Below are 22,180 nucleotides of genomic sequence, written 5' to 3'. Positions count from 1 at the left end.
CGCTCGGCCGGCCTTGCCATATGGAGATGGCAAGGCCGGTACTTCGTGGATCAGAAGCCGGCGGGGAGGTCGGCGCCCAGCCACTTCTGCGATATCTTGGTCAATGTTCCATCGGCCTTGGCGGCGGCGATAATGTCGTTGACCTTTTTCTGCAGGGCGGGCTCGTTTTTGTTCAAGCCGATGAAGCAGGGCGAGTTCGTGATGAGGAATTTCATCTCCGGCTTCTTTGGCGGGTTCTTGGCGAGAATGGCCGCGGCGACAACATTGCCGGTAGCGATCAGGTCAACCTGGCCCGAGAGGAAGGCGGAGATGGTGCCGTTGTTGTCTTCGTAGCGCTTGATCGTCGCGTCCTGCGGCGCGACTTTCGTCAGCGCCAGATCCTCGATGGCGCCACGAGTAACTCCGATCGTCTTGCCGGAAAGATCTTCCGGCTTGGCAGCCGTCACGTCGGCGGGACCGAAGACGCCGTTGAAGAAGGGTGCGTAGGCATCGGTGAAGTCGATCACGGCCTGGCGCTCGGCATTCTTGCCGAGGCTCGAAATGACGAGGTCGACCTTGTTCGTCTGAAGGTAGGGGATGCGATTGGCGCTGGTGACCGGCACAAGTTCGATTTTCACGCCGAGCTTTTCGCCGATCAGGTTTGCCATGTCGATATCGTAGCCCATGGGCGCCATATCCGCCCCGACGCTGCCGAAAGGAGGAAAATCCTGAGGAACGGCGACACGGAGCGTGCCCCGCGAAGTAATGTCGCTCAAGGCGTCTGCCCGGGCTGCGTGCGGGCTCGAAAGTGACCCCATCGTCAGCATCGCCATACCGAGTGCCATGAGCAATTGTCTGCGCTTCATCGAATGTCCTTCCAATCGTGGCTATGTCAAAGCTGCCGGGCAAAACGCAAGTCATGTGCCAGTCGCGGGAGAGCATAATTTCTCGTCAAGCGCGCAGTTTTTGCGGGCGCTTTGTGCTGCGTAAATCGAATTATGCTCAAAAAAATTGCAGATCTTACACTTCGCCTAATCTGCCATCGCCTATCGATGACAACGCCTGGCCGTATTTCGTTTCCTTCGATATCCCTCGCTGGACAGGCCGGCTGTTGCCCCATACAACCCATGCAGGCGAGGGAGATCGATGCGATGGCTTTGATGGGCATGATGGCGGGCAGGGGTCGCGAGGCCGGTATCGCACTGGCGAATTTTCGTGCTGGTTTTAGGCCGCGCCATGCGCTCGCCGTCGCTGCATCGTCAGCCGCTCTTCTTGCAAGCAGTCCCGCCTTTTCCCTGCAAGTCGAAGGACATGAAGCCTTTATCGTCGACCGCTGTGGGGGCGATTATGACTGCAAGGATGTGAAGCTGGTGGTGCTCAACGATAAGCACGACAAGGCGGATATCTATAGCGGCAATGAGGTCAACGGCCATGAGGCGGACGGTTCGCCGAGCCATGTTTCCGGCTATGCGTTCAAATACAATGGCGGCAATCTCAGCATATCCCAGGACGGCACTCCGTCGCAGCTCAACGGCAAGGCCAGCGACGTGAAGTTCAACAATGGCGTCGCGTTCGAATCGGACAAAAACTACGTCTATATCTACAGCGCCTGCAATGCAGACGGCGCGAGCAGTGTTGCGGGCATCACGACTTCTTGCGACCTGAACTATATCGGCGTCGACAAGAAGACATCGAACGCCATCCAGATCGGCGGCCACTATGCGCCCTTGGCTGCAGCGCCGGCGGGAGGTGCCGATCTCTGCAAGGCCGGCGTGATGGCCGGACAGTTTTCGTTTCTCAACAACGGCTACGAATATCGTCTTGCGAGCGACCTCTGCCAGCAGGGAAAAAGCACGCTCGCGATCGTTTCCAACAATGTGGTGAAGTCGAGTTTCGATCTACAGATGCGGCCGCTCGCTGGGAGCAATTGAAGCGGATCGATTTGACGTCGCTGATATAGCCGCTTTGCGGAAACGCGGGTTGTTTTCGTGACTGGACAGCGCCGCCCTGATGTCCCATAGAACCGCGAAAAGGGTTAACATCCCTTTAGGACTTGCGAAGGGAGATCGGAAAGATGGCTCTGGCTGATGCGAAGGCGGGGATACGCAACGAGGCGGGCATTGCTGCCGTGCTCGGCATCCTGAAGCAGGCCTTCGGCGAGCGTTTCCAGACCGGCGAGAGCTTTCGAGCCCAGCATGCCCACACGACCACCTATATCCCGGCCCAGCTACCCGACGCCGTGGTTTTCGCTGAGACGAGTGAGGATGTGCAAGCGGTCGTCAAGGCTTGCGCCGCACACAAGGTGCCGGTGATCGCCTTCGGCACGGGGTCTTCGCTGGAGGGGCAGGTGAACGCGCCGCAGGGCGGAATTTCGATCGATTTCAGCCGGATGAATCGTGTGCTTGAAGTGAATGCCGAAGATCTCGATTGCACGGTCGAGCCTGGCGTGACCCGCGAGCAGCTCAACAATTATCTGCGCGATACCGGCCTGTTTTTCCCGATCGATCCCGGCGCCAATGCCTCGATCGGCGGCATGGCCTCGACGCGTGCCTCGGGCACGAATGCGGTGCGCTACGGGACAATGAAGGACAATGTGCTTGCCGTAACCGCGGTCACCGCCAATGGCGAGGAGATCCGCACCGCCCGCCGCGCCAGAAAATCCTCCGCCGGCTATGACCTGACCAGACTCTTCGTCGGTGCCGAGGGAACGCTGGGGGTCCTGACCTCGGTGACGTTGCGCCTGCAAGGCATTCCGCAGAAGATCGCCGGCGGTGCCTGCGCCTTTCCGAGCGTGAAGGCAGCATGCGATGCGGTCATCATGACCATCCAGATGGGCGTTCCTGTCGCTCGCATCGAACTCCTGGACGCTGTCCAGATGCGGGCCTGCAATCGTTATTCCGGCTTGACCTATGACGAGCAGCCGACCTTGTTCCTGGAGTTTCACGGTACGGACGAGACGGTCGCGCTGCAGTCAGCGCAATTCGCCGAGATCGCAGCCGAATGCGGTGGCGGTGAATTCGCCTGGACCAGCAATCTCGAAGAGCGCAACAAGCTATGGAAAGCGCGTCATGACGCCTATTGGGCGTCGCGGGCTCTGGCGCCGGAACTGGCGGCATTGTCGACGGATGTCTGCGTGCCGATCTCGAAACTTGCCGAATGCGTGGCGGCAACTCAGGCTGATATCGAGGAGCATGGGTTGCTGGCGCCGATCGTCGGTCATGCCGGCGATGGCAATTTCCACGTCCTGGTGCTCTTCGATGACAAGACGCCGGAAGGTATCGCTGTCGTCGAGGCCTTCGTTGCGCGCCTGAACGCACGGGCGCTTGCGATGGAGGGCACCTGCACCGGCGAGCATGGGGTCGGGCAGGGCAAGATGTCGTTTCTCGAGCAGGAGCTTGGCGGCGCCGTCGATCTGATGCGCCAGGTCAAACAGGCGCTCGATCCCGACGCGATTTTCAACCCCGGCAAGATATTCCATGTTCATTGAAAAATGGAATATTGCCAAGATCTTGGCTTGCCCCCGGCGTGAATGGCGTTAGGCTAGACCATCCCGTTTTCATATGGCGTCATGGAAAGCGGTGAAGATGCCCTAGATTTGCAGCATGGTCCAAAAATTGCGAAGCAGTTTTCGGATAAGGAAGCAGGCTTAGGCTGAAGATCTGGAATGTCTTTTGCGTGTCCGCCTCGCTATGTGGCGCCTTGATATCGTAATTGGAATGCTGAATGGAGACGGTGTGCATTGTTAGGTAGGGTCCTGGTTTTTCTGGGGGGAGTGCTCGTAGTAGTGCTGTTCGTGGCGCTGCTTGCTCCGCTCTTCATAGACTGGACCGATTTTCGCAAGAATTTCGAGGATCAGGCGAGTCGGATCATCGGCAAGAAGGTGACCGTTCATGGCACCGTCGACGCTCGCCTTCTGCCTTTTCCTTCCGTGACATTGCATGATGTCCGCGTCGGCCAGGAAGCCGACGGAACACCGCTGGTGCAGATCGCCCAATTCTCCATGGATGCCGAGCTGGCGCCATTTCTCTCCGGCGAAGCTCTGATTTTCGATATGCGCATTTCCGAGCCGAAAGTGCGTCTGCGACTGCTGAAGGATGGGACGCTCGACTGGATGCGTGGCAGCCAGCCGGAAATCCCCGCCAAGTCGGTGGTGCTCGAAGGCGTGCATGTCGATGGTGGCGATATCCAGTTCATCGATGAGCAATCCGGCCGCACCCGGCACATTACCGGCCTCAACGCGCAAATGTCCGCCCGGTCGCTAGCAGGCCCCTGGCGAATCGATGGCGATGCGGCGCTCGACGGCGAGCATGGCAATTTCAGCATCTCCAGCAGCCAGCCTGACGATTACGGCGTCTTGCGCGTCCGCACCAGATTGCTGCCGGACCGCCATCCCATCAACGTCGATCTCGACGGCGAGTTGAAGCTGGTCCGCAGCAAGCCGGACTATATCGGCATGTTCACGGCGGGGATTGAGGACAAGCAGACACATAAGCCCGCCGACGAGCAGGTTCAGCCTCGCGTCAAGGGTCGCTTCGAGCTTACCAATGAGCGCATACGGATTCCGGAATATCGCCTCGAGGTGGGGGCGGCGGACGATCCCTATGTGGTGACCGGGGAGGCGACGCTGGACACCGGCACCAAGCCGGAGTTCCTGCTGACGGCCGACGGCCAGCAGATCGATGTCAACCGCCTCGGCAATACTCAAGGCACCAACGGCAAGACCAACCGCAATCCCACCATTTCGGCGCGCCAGCGATTGAACAGCCTGATTGCCATTGCCGCCGAAATCCCTGTGCCGCAGGTGCCTGGCAAGGCGACTTTCCGCCTGCCGGCAATTGTTGCCGGCGACACGACCATCCGCGACGTGCAGCTTGACCTGGAGCCGGCCGGAACCGGCTGGAAGATCGATCATGCGATCGGCATGCTGCCGGGTCGCACCCAGGTCGAGGCCAGGGGCAATTTGATGCTGCAGGGCGATCCAAATTTCAGCGGCAATATCGTCGTCGCTTCCAACCAGCCATCCGGCCTGGCATCCTGGCTGGTGGGTTCGGTCGATCCGGCGATCCGGCAGTTGCGTCAGGCCGGTTTTTCCGCCGATGTCAGCCTGCGCCACGAGGAGCAGCGTTTCGAAAATCTTGAAATCGCCGTCGGCTCTGCAACGCTTAAGGGCCAGCTCGACCGGCAGGCGCCGACCGATAATCAAGCGCCGAGGCTCGCCGTCGATCTTAGTGGCGATGCGCTTGATCTCGATGCGCTAAGGGCACTCACAAGCCTGTTTACCGGCCAGGATGCCGGCGAAACATTGCTCGATCACCGGATTACGGCGCATCTGAAAGCGGATCAATTTGCGGCTTTCGGCGTGCAGGCCGATAATGTCGAGACGTCGTTTTCGATCGCCGATGGCGCGCTGACGCTCGACAAGCTTGCCGTGCGCAATGTCGCCGGGGCCGAGATTACCGCAACCGGCCGTGCCAACGGTTCGCTACTGGACTACAAGGGTTCTGGCGAAATCACCTTCAAGGCGGCCGATCCCGGTCCCTTCTTCGATATGCTGAGCCAGCATCTGCCGCATCATCCGGCGATGGACCGGCTTGTGCGAAACGCTGCCTGGTATGGGAATACGGCCCTTCGCGGCGCGCTGACGCTTGGCGGGGACCAGGCCGATGGACTGGCGGTAACGCTTGCCGGCGTCTCCAACGGCAGCCGCGTCAATCTCGACTACCGCATGTCCGACCTGTTGGCGCTGACCGGAAAAGGGACGACGACGCTGGAGGCGACGCTCGAGAATTCCGTGACCTCGATTCTGTTCGGACAGGCGGGCCTCGATCCGTTGCCCGTCGAAGCCGATGCCAATGGCCGCCTGACGCTGAAGGTGACGGCAAACGGCGCCGATCCGGCGGATGCGGCGCTGACCTTTGCCACCGACAAGACGTCGTTTACCGCGAATGGCAAGGTCGACGTGCGTCCAGCCACCTTCCTTAACGGCAAGATCGCGCTATCGCTCGAGAGTGCGGATATCGATCCCTATTTCGTCATGAACGGCATCGGCATACCGCAAATGGGCACGGGCTTGCCGGTCAAATTCCAGGCAAACGCTGCGCTCGATGCCGACAAGGTCGTTTTTTCCGATATGAAGGGCCAGCTTGCCGACAACAATGTTTCGGGCGCGCTCACCTTCGACCGCAAGGCACCGAATATCAAGGCGACCGGCGAGCTGACGCTCGACAAGGCCGATCTTGGCTGGCTCGGCGAGGCGATCTATGGGCCGATCACGGATGCGACGACAGGCAACCTCACCAAAGCCAAGCTTGGGCTGCCGATGTTCAGCGGGCTTGATCTCAACGTCAAGCTTTCGGCCAAGCAGTTGTGGCCGGGTATCTTCGGCCCGATCTCGGGTTTCAGCACGAATGCCGCCTATAAGGGCGAGGAGCTGCGGCTGAACGACATTGCCGGTGCCTGGAACGGCGGCACGCTTGGCGGCAATTTGATGTTTGCGAATTCCGACGGTACGGGGCTGATGCAGACGAAGCTCAACCTGACCAACGCCGACCTTGCCGCCGTCGCCTGGCAACGCGATGGCGCGCCGCTTGCCAATGGCCGCTTTGGCTTGGGGCTGAGCATGGAAGCCAGCGGCAAGAGCCTGGGGGAACTGGCCGCCAACGCCAGCGGCTCGGGTGAGATCAAGCTTGGCGATACGCATGTCCGCGGGCTCAATCTCTCCGTCTTACCGCCGTTGTTGTCGGCGACGGACCAGATCCAGGGTGATATCACGGCCGACAAAGTGCTGCCGATCGTGCAGACATTGCTCAACAATGGCGAGGCGGCGCTGCCGGCCATGAGCATACCGTTCAATATTTCGACTGGTGTCATTCGCGCTGCCAATATCAGCACCGGCAATGAGCTGGCGAAGCTTTCGGGTAATGCCGAGATCAGCCTGGCGGACGAACGCATCCGCGGCTCGCTCGGCATTGATTTCAATGCCGGCAACGAGGCGCTGAGCGGCGCCGAACCGGCACTGCGTCTCAATTTCGCCGGTCCGTTGGCGACGCCGGGGCGGACGATGGATGTGACGGATATCACCAGCTTCTTGTCGCTGCGCGCATTCGAGCGCGAGCGTCAGCGTGTCGAGCGGCTTCAGGCAAGCGTGTTGGAAAAGCAGCGGTTGCGGCGTGAGGTGGCGCTTTACAAATATACTGCCACTGCGCGCGAAGCCCAGCGTCAGCGCGATGCGGCAATCGATCAGCAGCGTCGCGCCGAAGAGCAGCGTTTGAGGGGGCTGGCGCGTCAGGCGGCCGCGGAAAAGCAGGCTGAAGATGCAGCCAAGGCGAAGGCCAATGCGGAAGCCCGCGCGAAGGCGGAAGCGCAGCAAGTGCCCGTTCTCAATGGACAGGTGCCGCAGACTGGTGGGCCGCTGAACTTCAACAATCTTCCCGGCATCGCCCGGTAGCATCCGTCGCCATCGACCATACGAAATCCGCTTGCCTTCGTCGTAGGGAGCGGGGAGGCTGTCGAGTGGAGAATGAGGTGATTAAGCGCCTCGTTTAACGCACGCGCTTCAGCGGCGATCCTTCAGCCATTTCAAAACATAGAGCCGAAGCGCCGAAGAAAGGTTGCTCTCGGGATCGCGCCCATCGTCGATTTCGGAGATCAGCGCTGCAAGAGACGTTTCGCGCGCATTGGCGATCGCCTTCAGCTCGGTCCAGAAGGCGTCTTCAAGGGAAAAGCTGGTGCGATGGCCATGCAGGGTGGCGGAATGTTTGCGGATCATCGGCGGATCGATCAAAAAGTTCGGAAACGGAAGAGGTAATTCTAAAAATGATTCAAAATGCTGGGGTAAGCGAATGATTTCGGAAGGAATTCGACTTTCAGCTCGGCACTTCAATCATCTGTCTTGGACGGCTCGATATGGCCGGCCTCATGCGCTTTTGCCGCTTTGTCGTTGAGAGCCTTGGTCAGGTTCTTCTCCGCCTTGGTGCGGCCGAAGGTAACGCGATTTTGCTCCGCCTGCTTTTCTTTCTCGAAGCGTGTCTGCTTCTTGCGGAACTGACGTAGATTGACGATTTCGGCACTCATCGATGTCCCCCACGGTCGATGCAAAAAGGGGAAGCGCCTGCTTCCCCGGATGCTATTGCTTCTTGCGGAACGCGTCGAGGGAGACGACCGATCCTGGCTTCTTCTCCTCGCCGTCCTTGGCGGCCGCAGGCTCCTCGCTGCCCTCGGCCGGTACCGGATAGGCGGTGATCTCGCCGGAAGTCACTTCCTCGTCTTCGGCGAGCGGCACGTCGAATTCCAGCTCGAAATTCACGGATGGATCGTAGAAGCCCCGGATCGCGTTGAACGGGATGACCAGCTTTTCCGGAACGTCGGAGAAGGAGAGGCCGATCTCGAACTGGCTCTCGGTAACCTTCAGGTCCCAGAACTGGTGCTGGATGACGATGGTCATCTGCTCCGGATATTTCGACTTCAGGTGCTGCGAAATGCGCACGCCGGCCGCGCCGGTCAGAAAGGTGATAAAGAAATGATGGTCACCGGGCAGACGGCCGGTGGTGCCGACCTCGGTCAACACCTTGCGGATGACTCCACGCAGGGCGTCCTGTGCCAAAATGTCGTAGCGGATATGATCCTGCCCCATACTTTCCTGTCTTTCGTTGGCCATGTTTTTTCTAAGGCTTATGCCACGCCCAGCGCTGACGGGAAACCCCCGTGCGCGAGTCATCAGCCTGATCATACATAATATCGAAGAGAGGGAGAAGGTGAAGGCTTCTGTTGCCAGGTGCCTTCGAACCCCGCCTAAGAGTGCGACCCCTTAGGACTTTATTTGAAGTGTCACACCGCGATTAAGCAGCGAGACGAGCTTCCGCATAGTTGTCGTTTGCAACTACAATTTTAGCCCGATAACGGTGGTACAATGCCGAGCGAAAAGTCGATCTTTACACCCTTGTCGATCCTGTTTCGCCCCCATCAAAAGCCGGTCTGAAGCCAATTTGGCCTGGCCGGTTTTTGGTGGAGGCGCCGGGTACCGCCCCCGGGTCCAATAGGTTTATTACACCGCTCATTTATCGCCATAGCCGGCCCGAAGACCGGCACGGCTGATATAGTGTTTTCCTTGGGCGAAGGGAAGGGGATTTGTCATAAATGCGTCGCCGAAACACAGGTTTGCCGCGATAAACGTCCGCCAGACACGAGAAATGCAGGGATTAAGTCGGCCCGCAGTTGGTTTCGCGCCGACTTGCCATTAAATTCAAGAGAAATGGAATCGGCGGCGGGTGCGATGAAGCAATATCTCGATCTCTTGAAGCATGTGATAGACACCGGCATCGACCGTGGCGACCGCACCGGCAAGGGCACGCGCTCGGTCTTCGGCTACCAGATGCGCTTTGACCTTTCCGAGGGTTTTCCGGTGCTCACCACCAAGAAGCTGCATCTGCGCTCGATCATCTATGAGCTGCTGTGGTTCCTGAAGGGCGAGACGAATATCCGTTATCTCAAGGAGAACGGCGTTTCGATCTGGGATGAGTGGGCCGACGAAAACGGCGATCTCGGACCGGTTTATGGCCATCAATGGCGTTCCTGGCCGGCTCCAGACGGAGGCCACATCGACCAGATCGCCAACCTGATCGAAGGGCTGAAGACCAACCCGAACTCCCGCCGCCATATTGTTTCGGCCTGGAACCCGGCCGAGGTGGACGAAATGGCGCTGCCGCCGTGCCATTGCCTCTTCCAGTTCTACGTCGCCGACGGCAAGCTGTCCTGCCAGCTTTACCAGCGCTCGGGCGACACCTTCCTCGGCGTGCCTTTCAACATCGCCTCCTATGCGCTGCTGACGTTGATGGTGGCGCAGGTGACGGGGCTGAAGCCTGGCGACTTCGTGCATACGCTCGGTGATACGCACATCTATTCCGACCATTTCGAGCAAGCCAGGCTGCAACTGACCCGCACCCCGAAAAAACTGCCGACCATGCGCCTTAATCCGGCGGTGAAGAATATCTTCGATTTCAATTTCGAGGATTTCACGTTGGAAGGCTATGAGGCCGACGCCAATATCAAGGCGCCGATTGCCGTCTGACTGGGGAGGGAAGGATGGCTGAACCGGTAAAAACCATTCTTGTTGCCGTATCACGCAACGGCATCATCGGCCGTGACGGGGACATGCCGTGGCGGCTGTCGTCCGATCTTAAGCGGTTCAAGGCGATGACGCTTGGTAAACCGGTCATCATGGGGCGCAAGACGTTCCAGTCGATCGGCAAGCCGCTGCCCGGCCGGCCGAACGTGGTGATCAGCCGCGATCCCGGCTTTGCTGTGGAGGATGTGACGGTGGTGCATTCGCTTGGCGAGGCCATCGATGTCGCGAGCCGCCTCGCTGCGGAGATGGGTGTCGGTGAGATCTGCATCCTTGGCGGTGGTGAAATCTATCGACAGGCGATTGGTTTGGCCGACCGCCTGCTGATCACCCATGTGGAGGCCGAGGTGGACGGCGACACATCCTTTCCGGCGGTCGATCCGGCTCTCTGGCAGGTTGAAAGCGAGCTTGCCGTACCGGCCGGCGAGAAGGACAATTATCCGACGCGCTTTGTCAGCTATTTCAGGCGCAAAGCATAAAAGCTGTCCACAAAAATCAACTATTTTCCAATAAATCCGACGAACTTCCTGAAGTTGCGTTGAAAGCAGATGCGCCGATACCTATAACGGGAGACAATCGCCGCTGCCTGCGAATTTCAAAGTCTGCGCGATACTGGGAGTCCATAAACAAAGAGGTTTTGATGCCCTGGAGCAATCAGAATGGCGGCGGCGGCCCGTGGGGCGGCGGTGGCGGCGGTGGAAATAATCAGGGGCCTTGGGGGCAGGGACCGAACCGGCCGCGGGGAAGCGGCAGCGGTGGACCGCCCGATCTTGAAGACATCATTCGCCGTGGTCAGGATCGCTTGAAGGGGCTTGTTCCCGGCGGCTTCAATGGCGGCGCCTTTGTCATCGTCGCGGCGATCATCGTCATTTTCTGGCTCATCCAGTGCGTCTATACGGTTCAGCCGGATGAGCGCGGCGTCGAGCTGCGCTTCGGCCAGCCGCGCGCCGAAGTATCCATGCCGGGCCTGCATTTCCATTTCTGGCCGATGGATCGCGTTGAGATCGTCAAGGTTACCGAACAGCAGCGCAATATCGGTGGCCGTTCGAGCTCGGGTTCGAACGCCGGCCTGATGCTGACGGGCGATCAGAATATCGTTAACGTGCAGTTCTCGGTGCTCTACACCGTCACCAATCCGCAAGCCTATCTCTTCAACCTCGAAACTCCTGACGAGACGCTGCAGCAAGTTGCGGAAAGCGCCATGCGTGAGGTTGTCGGCCGCCGTCCGGCCCAGGATATCTATCGCGACAACCGCCAGGAAATCGCGATCGAGGTGAGAAACATCATTCAAGACACGATGGACCGTTACGGCTCGGGTATTTCCATCAATGCCGTGCCGATCGAAGATGCATCGCCGCCGCGTGAAGTGGCCGACGCGTTCGACGAGGTGCAGCGCGCCGAGCAGAACGAAGACCAGCAGGTGCAAGAGGCCAATCAATACGCCAACCAGCAGCTTGGCGCGGCGCGCGGCCGTGCGGCCCAGATTCGTGAAGAGGCGGCTGCCTATAAGAGCCGTGTCGTCAAAGAAGCTCAGGGTGAGGCGCAGCGCTTCATCTCCATCTACGACGAATACGTCAAGGCGCCGGAAGTGACCCGCAAGCGGCTGTTCCTCGAAACCATGGAGTCCGTTATCGGCAATTCGAACAGCATTATCATCGACGACAAGCAGGGCGTCGTGCCCTACCTGCCGCTGAACGACCTCGGCAAGCAGTCCACGACCCAGTCGGCCAAGCCCGCGGCCGCACCTCAGCCGGAGGCCAAATAATGACGTCCAGCCGTTTGCCAACCATTCTCATCGCGCTCGCGGTGGTGCTGCTGATCGTTTATTCCTCCATTTTCGTGGTCAATGCCCGCGAACAGGCGATCGTTCTGCGCTTCGGCCAGATCCGTGCCGTGAAGACAGAGCCGGGTCTCTATTTCAAGCTGCCCTTTGCCTTCATGGATGCCGATCGGGTGCAATATATCCAGGATCAGGAGCTGCGTTTCGATCTGGACAATATCCGTGTCCAGGTTTCGGGCGGCAAGTTCTATGAGGTCGATGCTTTTGTCGTCTACCGGATCACCGATGCGCGAAAATTCCGCGAGACGGTGTCGGGCGATCGCGATGCAGCGGAATCGCGTCTCAGGACCCGCCTCGACGCGTCGCTGCGTCGTGTCTACGGTCTGCGTGGTTTCGAAGCTGCTCTGTCCAACGAGCGTGCTTCGATGATGACGGAAGTGCGTGACGACCTGCACCGCGATGCCGAGTCCCTCGGCCTGAACATCGAAGATGTTCGTATCCGCCGCACCGACCTGACCCAGGAAGTGTCGCAGCAGACCTACGACCGCATGAAGGCTGAACGTCTGGCGGAAGCCGAGCTGATCCGTGCCCGGGGTAATGAAGAAGGTCAGCGCCGTCGAGCCATCGCCGATCGTCAGGTCGTCGAGATCGTGGCGGATGCACAGAAGGATTCTGAAGTCCTACGCGGTCAGGGCGAGGCCGAGCGTAACGGCATCTTCGCTGATGCCTCCTCGCGCGATCCGAGCTTCTACGAATTCTATCGCTCGTTGGCTGCCTATCGCACGGCGCTCGCTTCGGGCGGCAAGACGCTGGTCCTGCCGCCGAACCAGTCGGAATTCTTCAAGTATTTCGACAGCTCGGTCGGTTCTGCTCCTGCGGCAGGTGCGCCGGCGCTGGCTGCGCCGTCACCCGCGAAATAGTGCGCGACAACTCGCTGAAATCCGAGGGGCTGCCTTCTGGCGGCCCCTTGTCTTATGTCGGATGGCATCAATTTTACCATGAATCGCAAGGCCGGATGGACGCGCGGGGATATCGCAAAAAGGTGATTTCACGCTTCATCATTCCGCCTTATGTTGATGCTTATACAAGACTTCCCTTTCTCGATGAGGATGCCTGATGGCCTCGACCAATCGCCTGCCTTTCAGACGTTCGTTCGCGCTCTTGGCCAGTGTGGCGCTGATTGCCGGTCCCACCCTAGCAGGCGTCGAGCGGGCGTATGCGCAGACGACGCAGACGCCTTCAACCGATACGATGACGCCCAATAGCGGCGCTGCTGCAGGCGCACTGGCTCCGGGCAATTCCGCGACAACCGCACCGGCACCCACCGGAGAAACGGGCCAGGCTCCCGCCACGGGCTCCGCCGGCGCAACCACCGGCAACACCGCGTCGGGCACGCAGGCGCCCGCGACCTCCAATAGTCAGACCCCGGCTACGGCGACCAACCCGGCGCAGGCTCCCTTGAGCGGCTCGACTGTAACGACGACCGAGAACCCGACCGTGACGCCTAACAGCGCGACGTTGCCGGTCACGGGCAATCCGGCAATGAATGCCGGCCCCGCCTCGGTTGCCGATCTGGCATCCGGTCTGCTGGATGCGGTGGTCAACATTTCGACCTCCCAAAAGGTCAAGGATGAGGGCGATGGCCCGGCGACCCCCAAGGTGCCGGACAATTCGCCGTTCCAGGAGTTCTTCAACGACTTCTTCAAGAACCGGAACAACGAAAACAGCAACCGCAAGGTCAGCTCGCTCGGTTCCGGTTTCGTCATCGATCCATCCGGCTACATCGTCACCAACAATCACGTCATCGAAGGTGCCGACGATATCGAGGCGATCTTCCCGAACGGCACCAAGCTGAAGGCGCGGCTGATCGGCACCGACACGAAGACCGATCTTTCCGTGCTCAAGGTGGAACCGAAGCATCCGCTGATCGCGGTCAAATTCGGCGATTCCGGCAAGATGCGGATCGGCGACTGGGTGATGGCGATCGGCAATCCTTTCGGTCTGGGCGGCTCTGTGACTGTGGGTATCGTCTCTGCCCGTGGCCGCAATATCAATGCCGGTCCCTATGACAATTTCATCCAGACGGATGCGGCGATCAACAAGGGCAATTCCGGCGGCCCGCTCTTCAACATGAAGGGCGAAGTGATCGGCATCAACACGGCGATCATCTCGCCGAGCGGCGGCTCCATCGGTATTGGCTTCGCCGTGCCCTCCGAACTGGCCGAGGGTGTCGTCAAGCAGCTCATGGATTTCGGCGAGACCCGTCGCGGCTGGCTCGGCGTGCGCATCCAGCCGGTCACCGACGATGTTGCCAACAGCCTCGGCCTCGAAAGCGCCAAGGGCGCGCTGGTGGCAGGCGTCATCAAGGGCGGGCCGGTCGATAACGGTTCGATCAAGGCCGGCGATGTCATCCTGAAATTCGATGGCAAGGACGTTGACGAGATGCGCGATCTGCCGCGTGTGGTCGCTGAAAGCCCCGTCGGCAAGGAAGTCGACGTTGTCATCATGCGCGACGGCAAACAGCAGACTGTGAAGGTCACGCTCGGCCGGCTCGAAGACAGCGACCAGGCGGCCGCAGCTAGCAGCGGCGACAGCAATCAGGGCGATAAGGGCGGCGGCGACAAGGCGCCCCGGCTTGCGCCCAACGACAAGGGCGGCGGCAACGACGGCGTCATCAATCCCGACGAGGGAGATGAAGGCGATGACGACGGAGCGGATGGGCAGGACCAGGACAACGGTCAGCAGCAGCAAGCGCCGCAGCCGCAGGCTACCCAGGAGGTGCTCGGCATGAAACTCGCGACGCTGAACGCCGAAAACCGCAAGAGCTTTGGCATTGCCGACAGTGTCGACGGCGTGGTGATCACGGAGGTTGCACCGGGTTCGGCCGCAGCGGAGAAGGGGCTGAAGCCGGGAGAAGTTGTCGTCGAAGTGGCTCAGGAATTCGTGCAGACGCCGACCGCTGCTTCGGAAAAGGTTGCATCGCTGAAGCGGGAAGGTCGCCGCAATGCGCAGATGATGATCGCCTCTCCGAATGGCGATCTGCGCTTCATTGCTGTGGCGCTGGAGTAGGCCGCATCAATTCGGGGCGGCCTGCTCCTGTTGGCGGCGCCATTCCATAGCGCTCAAGCGATAGAGCACATGCTGCTTTAGCTGCGGATGAGTGGCGGGAATATCCGGATGATCGAAATCTCCGGCCGGATCGCGATGCATGCCGATCCGTTGCATCACCGCCAACGCGCGATGATTGTTGTGCACGGCAATGGACACGATTTCGTCGAGTTTGAGCGTCTCGAAACCGTAGCGCAACAAGGCGGTTCCGGCCTCGCTGGCATAGCCCTGACGCCAGTGCTGGGCTGAAAGTCGCCAGCCGATCTCGACGGCATTTTCAGGTAAGAATGGTTCAAGCTTTGGCTTCGACAATCCGGAGAAGCCGATCGGCTCGCCGCTCTGTTTCAATGTCAGTACGAGAAGATCGAAACCGGCTTCCGGTATCAGTGTGCCGATGATGTCGAAGACGGCATCGGCGTCTTCCCGGCTGCGGCGGAAGGGAAAGAATTCGAGGACATCGGGATCGGAACTCAGTTCATAAAAGAGGTCGCGATCACTCTCCTGGCATGGGCGCAGGATGAGCCGCGGCGTCTCGATGATCGTCATTGCCGGGCGCGCCACTCGGCTGCGGTTAAGCGATAGAGCACATGACGCTGCAGGTGAGGGTAGGCATCAGAAACGCCAGGGTGCTCGAAATCCCCGCCTTCGACCCGATGCATGCCGATCCTCTCCATGACCGATGTCGAGCGGATATTGTTATGAACTGCGAAGGAAACGATCTGATCGAGGCCGTGGGTTTCGAAACCGTAGGCGAGCAGTGCCCGCGCCGCTTCGCTGACCAGCCCCTTGCCCCAATACCGCGCAGCCAGCCGCCAGCCGATCTCGACGGTACCCGCCGGCACGAACGGCTCCAGATGGTTCGTTTGTGCCAGTCCACAAAAGCCGATCGCCTCGCCGCTTGCCTTGAGTTCCAGGGCATAGAAGCCAAACCCTGTGTCGGCGATCATGGATTGGACCCGCTCCAAAAATGCATCCGCTTCCGCCCGATTGCGGCGAAACGGAAAGAACTCCATGACCGTCTCATCGGAGTTGATCTCGAAGGCAAGATCGCGATCGCCGTCGCGCCAGTTGCGGATGATAAGACGCTCAGTTTCGGCAATGATCATGGATCGCCTCCAATCGTCAGCGTTTTGATGCTACGCCTTGACGAAATCAGTTTTCCGGTAGCCCTGAATGTAGAGCAGGGCGGTCAGGTCGCCGTGGTCGATGCGCATCTTGGCCTGGGCAGCCACCGTTGGCTTAGCGTGCAGGGCGACGCCGGAGCCAGCGAGTTGCAGCATGCCGAGATCATTGGCGCCATCGCCGACGGCAATGGCGTCGGCGGTGGAGATACCAAGCTTTTTGGCAATGGTGTTGAGCGCGTCGACCTTGGCTTGCATGCCGAGAATGGGTTCGGCGACAAGGCCGGTCAGCACGCCGTTGTTTTCCAGCAGGACGTTGGCGTGGTTCTCATCGAAATCCAGGGTGGCCGCGATGCGGCTCGTAAAGAGGGTGAAGCCACCGGAGACGAGGGCGGCGTAGTAGCCCTTGGCTTTCATGGTGGCGATCAGCTCCGCGCCGCCGGGGGTGAGGGTGATGTGTTTGGCGATGACGTCGTCAACGACAGAGATCGGCAGACCTTTCAGCAGGGCCACCCGCTCTCGCAGGGCCGGCTCGAAGGCGATCTCGCCGTTCATCGCGCGGGCGGTGATGTCTGCGACCTTCTCCTTCAATCCGACTTCAGCGGCCAGTTCGTCGATGCATTCCTGGCCGATCATGGTGGAATCCATGTCGGCGATCAGCAACTTCTTTCGGCGCGTCTCGGCTTCCTGGATGACCAGATCGATCGGCGCGCCGGCGATGACTGCGAGAATATTGGCTTCCGCCGCCTGCAGATCGGTGCCGTCGCGCAGCGCAATGTCGCAGGCGATACCGTCGGCCAGCCAATAGAGTCCCGCTGCCTGGACGGCGTCCGCCGCCTGCTCGGCGATTGCCGGGACGAGAACGGGGTTTGACGGATTGGCAATAAGCGTGGCAACGAAGGCCATGATCAGAAACCTTATAAGCGATATCGACGCGATCCTGATAACCGGGCCGACCGCCAGCGGCAAGTCCGCGCTTGCGGTGGAATTGGCCCGCGAGCACGATGGTGTGGTCGTTAATGCCGACAGCATGCAGGTCTATGACACATTGCGCGTGCTGACGGCCCGGCCATCTGAGGAGGATATGCAGGGCATTCCTCACCATCTCTATGGCCATGTACCGGCGGGGCAAGCCTATTCCACGGGCGCCTGGCTGCGCGAGGCTACAGCCCTGGTGGCGCAATTACGCGATGAGAAACGGATGCCCGTTTTTGTCGGTGGCACCGGGCTCTATTTCAAGGCTCTGACCGGCGGGCTTTCCAATATGCCCGATATCCCCGCCGATATTCGCAGCCGCCTACGGGAACGGCTGTTGACGCAGGGACCTGAGGCGCTGCATGAGGCGCTCGTTGTTCGCGATCCAGCCGTAGCGGCAAGCTTCAATCCCCAGGATGGCCAGCGTATTGTTCGCGCTCTGGAAGTCATGGAGGCGACGGGACAATCCATCACAACGTTTCAGGGCAAGAGCGGTCCTGTCATCGTCGATGCCGATCGTGCGCGAAAGATCGTCGTGCTGCCGGATCGCGCGGTATTGCATCAGCGCATCAACGGCCGTTTCGAGAAGATGCTCGCCATGGGCGCCGAAGATGAAGTGCGGGCTCTGTTGGCGTTGAAGCTGCCGGAAGAGATGCCCATCATGAAGGCGATCGGCGTGTCGCAGATCGCTGCGATGCTGCGAGGCGAGATGACGCGCGAGGAGGTTCTTGAGACCGGTGCCGCCGCGACGCGGCAATATGCAAAACGGCAGATGACCTGGTTTCGCAATCAGATGGACGAAAGCTGGGAGCGCATTAGTCCGTAGTCCGCATCAGTCCTTGTTGTAGAGGCTGCTCAGTGGCTTTCTCAGAATACTGTCGCGCAGGGACAGGCCGCCTTCGCGCCGCGCAGGCTGCGGGGGCTCGTTCGCCGATGCGGGCTGACCGCTTGCATTGTCGCCGCCTCGGAACTCGCGGCGCAGCTCGGCAAGTCTGCTATCGATCGATGTCTGAGGAGCCGAGCCAAAAGTTGAAGCCGCCGGCGTGCGCGGCAGCATGTCGGGCCGATAAGGCTCTATCGACGGCGCCGCAATTCGCACCGGCTGCGGCTCGGATGCTGGGGTAGGCTGATCAGCATCGTCATCGCCAATATCCTCGTCGAAATCTTTCGCCGCATCGCTCAGGGTTGTGTAGCTCTGCTGAAAGGCGGAGATATCGGGACCGGAGATCGATCGCATGCGGCTGATGATGGTGCGCAGGTCGACCGTATCGGGTGATTCCTCGCTCGTTCTTGCGATGCTGCCACTGGCCTTCGGCAGCAAGCTTTCTTCGACGCGGGAAAAGCGCATGCGCATGGGGACCGCGATGGCTTCGCCGAAGGCGATGGCTTCGCCGTTGCCGATCGAAGACAGGAAGCTCGTCGTCGAAATCGAAGAGTTGGGGATTGCCGAACGTATGATGTCCTGGTCGCGGTCGTTTGCAAGGCGCATGGCGAACAGCGTCGAGCACTGCGACAGGATCGTCTGGTCGAGTTCGCCCGGACGCTGCGTGATGATGCCGAGCGACACGCCGTATTTGCGGCCCTCCTTGGCGATGCGGGCAATTGCCTGCCGCGTCGGAAAGAAGCCGAGATTCGGGTCGGCGGGGATATAGCGATGCGCCTCTTCGCAGACGACCAACATATGGATCGCGCCCTCGCTCCAAAGCGCGAGCTCGAAGGCCATGCGGCAAAGGACGGAGGCGACGGAGTTGACGACTTCGGATGGAATCCCTGCGAGCTGGAAGGTGCAGATCGGCCTGTCGTCGCCAGGAATACGAAAGATCTGCGCGATCGTCTCCATGATCGTGTCGCTGATCGTGTTGTTGGAGAACATGAAATGATAACGCGGATCGTTGATCGCCGAGATGACGCGCATCTTCAGAGAGCGCAGATGCGGCTTTTCTTGCCGGCCTTCGAGCCGGCCGATGCGCTCATCGATCAAGGCCAACAGATCGGCCATGCGGTAGGGAACCGGCGTATCTGCCGTCACCGAGCTCTTTTCCGTCTGACGGCGCATCAGCGGCGAGTCGCTGCCGCGAAAGGCGCGCTTTGCCTCCGGAATAATATCGCGCAGCATGTCGAGTTCGTCGGGGATCGGCGGCCGGCCGCGGAAAACGACCTCGGCGAATTCATCGAGCCGCATCAGCCAGAAGGGCAGGTCGAGCGTATCGGTATCGACGACGACGGAATGCTTGGGAAAGGCGGCGGCGAATTCATTATGCGGATCAAGGATCAGCACGCGCAGTTTGGGATCGGAAGTGATCGCCTTATGCAGCAGCAACGAGACGGCGGTCGATTTGCCGACACCAGTGGAGCCGACCACGGCGAAATGCTTGGCCAGCATCGAAGGAATATGGATGGCGGCGTCGATGCTCTCATCCTGCGTCAGCTTGCCGATGACACAACTGCTGTCCTTACCGGCATCGAAAATGCGCATGAGATCGCTGGCGCGGATGCGGTGAGCAACAGCGCCGAGATAGGGATAGGCGGAGATGCCACTGGAAAATTCCTCGCGGCCGCTTGGCCCGACGCGGACTTCGCCCAGCAATTCCACTTCGATGCGGAAAAGATTGTCTTGTCCTTCGCCCCAGCCTGTATTGCCGGTGTTCATGGCGTAGACGAGGGCAGCGACACGATTGGCACCTACGCTGATCGAGATCAGTTTGCCGACGGACCAAAGCTCGGTCAGATCGGTGCCGCCATCTTCGGCGATCGCAGCGATGGTCGCCCTGGAACCACTGCACGCGACAACACGGCCGAGGAAGCGATTCCCTGGCTTCATACTATCGCGACGATCAAGGTCCCCAGCCTTGCCGGACGTCTGCAAATCATTGTTGAGCAAACGGTTACTCCCAGCGTTAAGCCGTGAAGCATAGGGAGGGTGGCTTAACAAAACCCTTTCGCGCTCCCCCAGATTTTAAGAGGATTGGGAAAGGCCGCGATTTTTTATTGCGGAATGCGTTGACGCTTAGAAATTTTCTGTCTATCACTTCCGCCCATGAAAAACTTGACGGTTCTTATCGTGGTGGGACAGCGCATGGGCAGGATGGTGTAACCATCCGGCGATAGCCACCCATGCGCTAGACAGCAGGCTCCCGAAGGAGCCTTTTTTTATGCCCGAAATCGAGTTTTCATTTTTCCAAACCTCAGCAGATAGCGGAACAAACGTATGACCGGCACAGATAATCAGGCGAGCAGCAATCAGATGACAGGCGCGGAGATCGTGCTGCAGGCGCTCAGGGACAACGGCGTCAAGCACGTATTCGGTTATCCGGGCGGCGCTGTTCTGCCGATCTACGACGAAATTTTTCAGCAGGACGATATCCAGCACATCCTCGTGCGCCACGAGCAGGGCGCAGGCCACGCAGCGGAAGGCTATGCCCGCTCGACCGGTAAGGTCGGCGTCATGCTGGTCACTTCGGGTCCGGGCGCGACGAATGCCGTCACGCCGCTGCAGGACGCACTGATGGATTCGATCCCGCTGGTTTGCCTGAGCGGCCAGGTTCCCACGTCCCTGATCGGTTCTGACGCCTTCCAGGAATGCGATACGGTCGGCATCACGCGGCCCTGCACCAAGCACAATTGGCTGGTCAAGGATGTCAACAAGCTCGCTGCGGTCATCCACGAAGCGTTCCGCATTGCCCAGTCCGGCCGTCCGGGTCCCGTCGTCGTCGACATTCCGAAGGATGTTCAGTTCGCCACCGGCACCTATACGCCGCCGGAAGCGCATGATGTCCAGAAGAGCTATCAGCCGAAGGTTCAGGGCGATCTCAACCGGATCAAGCAGGCTATCGAACTGATGGCAAATGCGAAGCGGCCGATCATCTATTCCGGTGGCGGCGTCGTAAACTCCGGTCCGGAGGCTTCGAAACTGCTGCGTGAGCTGGTCGAGCTGACGGGCTTCCCGATCACCTCGACGCTGATGGGCCTCGGCGCCTATCCGGCATCCGGTAAAAGCTGGCTCGGCATGCTCGGCATGCATGGTTCTTACGAAGCCAATATGGCGATGCATGATTGCGACGTGATGGTCTGCATCGGCGCGCGCTTCGACGACCGCATTACCGGCCGCCTGAATGCCTTTTCGCCGAATTCGAAGAAAATCCACATCGACATCGATCCGTCCTCGATCAACAAGAACGTTCACGTCGATATCGGCATCCTCGGCGATGTCGGCAATGTTCTGGAAGATATGGTTCGCCTGTGGCGGGCGCTGCCTCACAAGCCGGCGGCGGATCGTCTTAACGATTGGTGGACGAATATCACACATTGGCGTGCGCGCAATTCCTTCGCCTACAAGCCGCATGACGATGTCATCATGCCGCAATATGCGATCCAGCGTCTCTACGCGCTGACCAAGGACCGCGATACCTACATCACCACGGAAGTCGGTCAGCATCAGATGTGGGCGGCGCAGTTTTACGGCTTCGAGCAACCGAACCGCTGGATGACATCGGGCGGCCTCGGCACCATGGGTTACGGCCTGCCGGCCGCTCTCGGCGTACAGATCGCCCATCCGGAAAGCCTCGTCATCGACATTGCCGGCGATGCCTCGATCCAGATGTGCATTCAGGAAATGTCGGCGGCGATCCAGCACAATGCGCCGATCAAGATCTTTATCTTGAACAACCAATATATGGGCATGGTGCGCCAATGGCAGCAGTTGCTGCACGGCAACCGCCTGTCGCACTCCTACACCGAGGCCATGCCCGATTTCGTGAAGCTCGCTGAAGCCTATGGTGCCGTCGGCCTGCGCTGTGAAAAGCCCGGCGATCTCGACGCGGCGATCCAGGAAATGATCGACGTCAAGAAGCCGGTCATTTTCGATTGCCGCGTTGCCAATCTCGCCAACTGCTTCCCGATGATTCCGTCGGGCAAGGCACATAACGAGATGCTGCTGCCGGATGAAGCGACCGACGAAGTCGTCGCCAACGCCATCGACGCCAAGGGTCGGCAGCTCGTTTGATCGGAAAGCCGGGACACGGTAGGTTTGCCGTGTCCCCCGGCCGCTGGACCAATCACCATTCAGTCAGGATCGCGCTGGCATCCTGACCATAAGAA

The 22,180-nt window shown here is 59.9% G+C and carries 18 protein-coding genes and 1 other RNA gene; 10 read left to right on the top strand and 9 right to left on the bottom strand.

Annotated elements, in window-relative coordinates:
• Positions 1-50: 50 nt before the first annotated feature.
• Entirely contained in the window at positions 51-824 is a 774-nt protein-coding gene (locus tag C9E91_RS11685; RefSeq protein ID WP_245407479.1) for a transporter substrate-binding domain-containing protein, read from the bottom strand.
• 306 nt (positions 825-1,130) lie between these two features.
• Between C9E91_RS11685 and C9E91_RS11680 the strand changes: the two genes are divergently transcribed.
• From C9E91_RS11680 to C9E91_RS11670, 3 genes are all read left to right on the top strand, one after another.
• Complete coding sequence (locus C9E91_RS11680) at positions 1,131-1,910, top strand: hypothetical protein (protein WP_107108425.1); 780 nt, start codon at positions 1,131-1,133, stop codon at positions 1,908-1,910.
• 143 nt (positions 1,911-2,053) lie between these two features.
• Positions 2,054-3,466: an FAD-binding oxidoreductase gene (locus C9E91_RS11675; RefSeq protein WP_107108424.1), complete on the top strand. Its 1,413-nt coding sequence runs from the start codon at positions 2,054-2,056 to the stop codon at positions 3,464-3,466.
• Positions 3,467-3,718: 252 nt separating this feature from the next.
• On the top strand, positions 3,719-7,426 hold the full coding sequence (locus tag C9E91_RS11670) for an AsmA family protein (RefSeq protein ID WP_107108423.1): 3,708 nt from the start codon (positions 3,719-3,721) through the stop codon (positions 7,424-7,426).
• Positions 7,427-7,534: 108 nt separating this feature from the next.
• On the opposite strand, the gene C9E91_RS11665 is transcribed toward C9E91_RS11670, so the two are convergent.
• The 4 genes from C9E91_RS11665 to ssrA all read right to left on the bottom strand — a co-directional run bounded on the left by C9E91_RS11665 (position 7,535) and on the right by ssrA (position 9,103).
• Positions 7,535-7,747, bottom strand: a complete 213-nt coding sequence (locus C9E91_RS11665) for a ribbon-helix-helix domain-containing protein (RefSeq protein WP_107108563.1) — start codon at positions 7,745-7,747, stop codon at positions 7,535-7,537.
• Between the two features lie 110 nt (positions 7,748-7,857).
• The gene (locus C9E91_RS11660; protein ID WP_107108422.1) at positions 7,858-8,052 is read right to left on the bottom strand and encodes a DUF4169 family protein; all 195 of its coding nucleotides are present in this window, start codon (positions 8,050-8,052) and stop codon (positions 7,858-7,860) included.
• Positions 8,053-8,104: 52 nt separating this feature from the next.
• A complete protein-coding gene (locus C9E91_RS11655) occupies positions 8,105-8,611 on the bottom strand; it encodes an SspB family protein (RefSeq protein WP_107108421.1) in 507 nt (168 codons plus the stop codon).
• A 120-nt stretch (positions 8,612-8,731) separates the two neighbouring features.
• Positions 8,732-9,103: a transfer-messenger RNA gene (ssrA, locus tag C9E91_RS11650) on the bottom strand.
• A gap of 147 nt (positions 9,104-9,250) precedes the next feature.
• Here ssrA and C9E91_RS11645 point away from each other — a divergent pair.
• From C9E91_RS11645 to C9E91_RS11620, 5 genes are all read left to right on the top strand, one after another.
• Positions 9,251-10,045 carry a thymidylate synthase gene (locus tag C9E91_RS11645; RefSeq protein WP_107108562.1) on the top strand — a complete coding sequence of 265 codons (795 nt, stop codon included), beginning with the start codon at positions 9,251-9,253 and terminating at the stop codon, positions 10,043-10,045.
• Positions 10,046-10,059: 14 nt separating this feature from the next.
• The gene (locus tag C9E91_RS11640) at positions 10,060-10,578 is read left to right on the top strand and encodes a dihydrofolate reductase (RefSeq protein WP_107108420.1); all 519 of its coding nucleotides are present in this window, start codon (positions 10,060-10,062) and stop codon (positions 10,576-10,578) included.
• A gap of 161 nt (positions 10,579-10,739) precedes the next feature.
• Positions 10,740-11,864, top strand: a complete 1,125-nt coding sequence (gene hflK, locus C9E91_RS11635) for an FtsH protease activity modulator HflK (RefSeq protein WP_107108419.1) — start codon at positions 10,740-10,742, stop codon at positions 11,862-11,864.
• The gene (gene hflC, locus C9E91_RS11630; RefSeq protein ID WP_107108418.1) at positions 11,864-12,799 is read left to right on the top strand and encodes a protease modulator HflC; all 936 of its coding nucleotides are present in this window, start codon (positions 11,864-11,866) and stop codon (positions 12,797-12,799) included. The genes hflK and hflC overlap by 1 nt, the downstream gene beginning before the upstream one ends.
• 196 nt (positions 12,800-12,995) lie before the next feature.
• Positions 12,996-14,948 (top strand): Do family serine endopeptidase, encoded by a 1,953-nt coding sequence (locus C9E91_RS11620; protein WP_107108416.1) that lies wholly within the window; start codon positions 12,996-12,998, stop codon positions 14,946-14,948.
• 6 nt (positions 14,949-14,954) lie between these two features.
• Here C9E91_RS11620 and C9E91_RS11615 read toward each other — a convergent pair whose 3' ends face one another.
• The 3 genes from C9E91_RS11615 to serB are packed head-to-tail and all read right to left on the bottom strand — an operon-like array spanning position 14,955 to position 17,014.
• A complete protein-coding gene (locus C9E91_RS11615) occupies positions 14,955-15,533 on the bottom strand; it encodes a GNAT family N-acetyltransferase (RefSeq protein WP_107108415.1) in 579 nt (192 codons plus the stop codon).
• A complete protein-coding gene (locus C9E91_RS11610) occupies positions 15,530-16,093 on the bottom strand; it encodes a GNAT family N-acetyltransferase (protein WP_107108414.1) in 564 nt (187 codons plus the stop codon). The genes C9E91_RS11615 and C9E91_RS11610 overlap by 4 nt, the downstream gene beginning before the upstream one ends.
• A 30-nt stretch (positions 16,094-16,123) precedes the next feature.
• Positions 16,124-17,014 (bottom strand): phosphoserine phosphatase SerB, encoded by an 891-nt coding sequence (serB, locus tag C9E91_RS11605; protein WP_107108413.1) that lies wholly within the window; start codon positions 17,012-17,014, stop codon positions 16,124-16,126.
• On the opposite strand from serB, the gene miaA reads away from it, so the two are divergent.
• Positions 17,013-17,909: a tRNA (adenosine(37)-N6)-dimethylallyltransferase MiaA gene (gene miaA, locus C9E91_RS11600; RefSeq protein ID WP_107108561.1), complete on the top strand. Its 897-nt coding sequence runs from the start codon at positions 17,013-17,015 to the stop codon at positions 17,907-17,909. The genes serB and miaA overlap by 2 nt on opposite strands.
• Positions 17,910-17,915: 6 nt before the next feature.
• On the opposite strand, the gene C9E91_RS11595 is transcribed toward miaA, so the two are convergent.
• Positions 17,916-19,964, bottom strand: a complete 2,049-nt coding sequence (locus tag C9E91_RS11595) for an ATP-binding protein (protein WP_107108412.1) — start codon at positions 19,962-19,964, stop codon at positions 17,916-17,918.
• Between the two features lie 327 nt (positions 19,965-20,291).
• On the opposite strand from C9E91_RS11595, the gene C9E91_RS11590 reads away from it, so the two are divergent.
• Entirely contained in the window at positions 20,292-22,085 is a 1,794-nt protein-coding gene (locus C9E91_RS11590; protein WP_107108411.1) for an acetolactate synthase 3 large subunit, read from the top strand.
• Positions 22,086-22,180: the final 95 nt, after the last annotated feature.

This window comes from Rhizobium sp. SEMIA4064 (assembly GCF_003025035.1).
GTDB classification, from domain to species: Bacteria; Pseudomonadota; Alphaproteobacteria; order Rhizobiales; family Rhizobiaceae; genus Rhizobium; species Rhizobium paranaense.
This window is presented reverse-complemented; position numbering and strand designations above follow the sequence as displayed.

Bases quoted from the DNA above. Each gene is read 5' to 3' on its own strand.
- C9E91_RS11660 (WP_107108422.1), bottom strand. From the start codon at position 8,052: ATGAGTGCCGAAATCGTCAATCTACGTCAGTTCCGCAAGAAGCAGACA.
- C9E91_RS11655 (WP_107108421.1), bottom strand. From the start codon at position 8,611: ATGGGGCAGGATCATATCCGCTACGACATTTTGGCACAGGACGCCCTG.
- C9E91_RS11640 (WP_107108420.1), top strand. From the start codon at position 10,060: ATGGCTGAACCGGTAAAAACCATTCTTGTTGCCGTATCACGCAACGGC.
- C9E91_RS11645 (WP_107108562.1), top strand. From the start codon at position 9,251: ATGAAGCAATATCTCGATCTCTTGAAGCATGTGATAGACACCGGCATC.
- C9E91_RS11685 (WP_245407479.1), bottom strand. From the start codon at position 824: ATGGCACTCGGTATGGCGATGCTGACGATGGGGTCACTTTCGAGCCCG.
- C9E91_RS11665 (WP_107108563.1), bottom strand. From the start codon at position 7,747: ATGATCCGCAAACATTCCGCCACCCTGCATGGCCATCGCACCAGCTTT.
- C9E91_RS11620 (WP_107108416.1), top strand. From the start codon at position 12,996: ATGGCCTCGACCAATCGCCTGCCTTTCAGACGTTCGTTCGCGCTCTTG.
- C9E91_RS11590 (WP_107108411.1), top strand. From the start codon at position 20,292: ATGACCGGCACAGATAATCAGGCGAGCAGCAATCAGATGACAGGCGCG.
- serB (WP_107108413.1), bottom strand. From the start codon at position 17,014: ATGGCCTTCGTTGCCACGCTTATTGCCAATCCGTCAAACCCCGTTCTC.
- C9E91_RS11680 (WP_107108425.1), top strand. From the start codon at position 1,131: ATGGCTTTGATGGGCATGATGGCGGGCAGGGGTCGCGAGGCCGGTATC.
- C9E91_RS11615 (WP_107108415.1), bottom strand. From the start codon at position 15,533: ATGACGATCATCGAGACGCCGCGGCTCATCCTGCGCCCATGCCAGGAG.
- hflK (WP_107108419.1), top strand. From the start codon at position 10,740: ATGCCCTGGAGCAATCAGAATGGCGGCGGCGGCCCGTGGGGCGGCGGT.
- hflC (WP_107108418.1), top strand. From the start codon at position 11,864: ATGACGTCCAGCCGTTTGCCAACCATTCTCATCGCGCTCGCGGTGGTG.
- miaA (WP_107108561.1), top strand. From the start codon at position 17,013: ATGATCAGAAACCTTATAAGCGATATCGACGCGATCCTGATAACCGGG.
- C9E91_RS11610 (WP_107108414.1), bottom strand. From the start codon at position 16,093: ATGATCATTGCCGAAACTGAGCGTCTTATCATCCGCAACTGGCGCGAC.
- C9E91_RS11675 (WP_107108424.1), top strand. From the start codon at position 2,054: ATGGCTCTGGCTGATGCGAAGGCGGGGATACGCAACGAGGCGGGCATT.